This is a genomic window from Deltaproteobacteria bacterium (genome assembly GCA_019912665.1).
Lineage (GTDB): Bacteria > Desulfobacterota > GWC2-55-46 > GWC2-55-46 > GWC2-55-46 > UBA5799.
In genome coordinates, this window is the sequence record JAIOIE010000001.1 from 1 (window position 1) to 1,100 (window position 1,100).

At 63.8% G+C, this 1,100-nt stretch carries 1 protein-coding gene; it reads right to left on the reverse strand.

The genetic code is table 11. From position 1 onward, the window contains the following. Positions 1-34 precede the first annotated feature (34 nt). On the reverse strand, positions 35-1,100 hold a 1,066-nt coding region (locus K8I01_00005), incomplete at its 5' end, for an integrase core domain-containing protein (GenBank protein ID MBZ0218807.1).

The following is a 1,100-nucleotide window of genomic DNA, read 5'->3' on the forward strand; positions in this document are numbered from 1 at the left end:
GGTACGGCCTGATCACATAGGTGACAGGCCGTACCTAACACATGGGTGACAGCCCGATCCGAAACGGGTTGTCCACGGGTTGCAGGGTTTTCTGCTCCAAGTCGATGAAGCCGAGATCGTAATGCATGAAGCTTACGATCCAGATGCCTTCGTCGACTTCCTTGATGCCGACGCGCTGGCCGGCGAAGACGTGTGAGAGGTTTACCCGCTTGCGGTGCAGGCAGATTCGACCGCAGGCGGTGACGATGACGTCGCGGTCGTGCAGCGGGTAGGTGAGCTCGGGCAGGCCGTTGTAGGCCCGCGGCGAGGGGGTGTAGACCTGGCCCGGGGTTTTCATGGCCAAGGCCTCGTGCGGGCGTTCCTGGTTGAATTCCTCGATGAAGGAATCGAATCGCGCCTGCTGCTGCAGGGTGTTCATTTCCGGCGGCCGCGTGGTTTCCCTCTTCAACGTCAGGTGCATGCGCTCATGACGGCCGTTTTGCTGCGGCTGTCCCGGCTGGATGCGCTCGATGGCGATCCCCAGGCGCAGCCACCAGACCGATAGCTTGGAGAGGTTGAACAGGCTATTGGGGCTTGCGAAGGGCACGCCGTTGTCGGAGCGAATCGATGCCGGCAGGCCGCGCTCGAGGAAGAGCTGCTCGAAGGCGGTAATGGCGGTGGCCTCACGGGTCGATTCCAGGGCTTCGCACATGAGCAGGAAGCGCGAGGCGTGGTCGGTGGCGGTCAGGGGGTAGCAGTACTGGCCATTGCCCAGCCTGAACTCGCCCTTGAAGTCCACGCACCACAGGTCGTTGGGCGCCGCTCCGGGCGACAGGCGTGTGCCGACGGCCCGGTGGCGTCTGCGCAGCACGCCCTTGACCAGCCCGTTGCGATGCAAGACCGCGTGGATGGTGCTTTTGGCCGGGATGCGCACGTCGCCATCGAGTCGACGTACGAGCAGCTCGCGGATCTTGCGGGCCCCCCAATGGGGCTTCTCGCGCTTGAGGCTGACGATCAGGCCCTCGAGCTGTGGCGGCAGCTGGTTGGCGTAACGAACCGGCCGTCTGGAGCGGTCGCTCAGCGACTCGAAACCGCTCTCCTTGTACCGATTGAAGATCTTG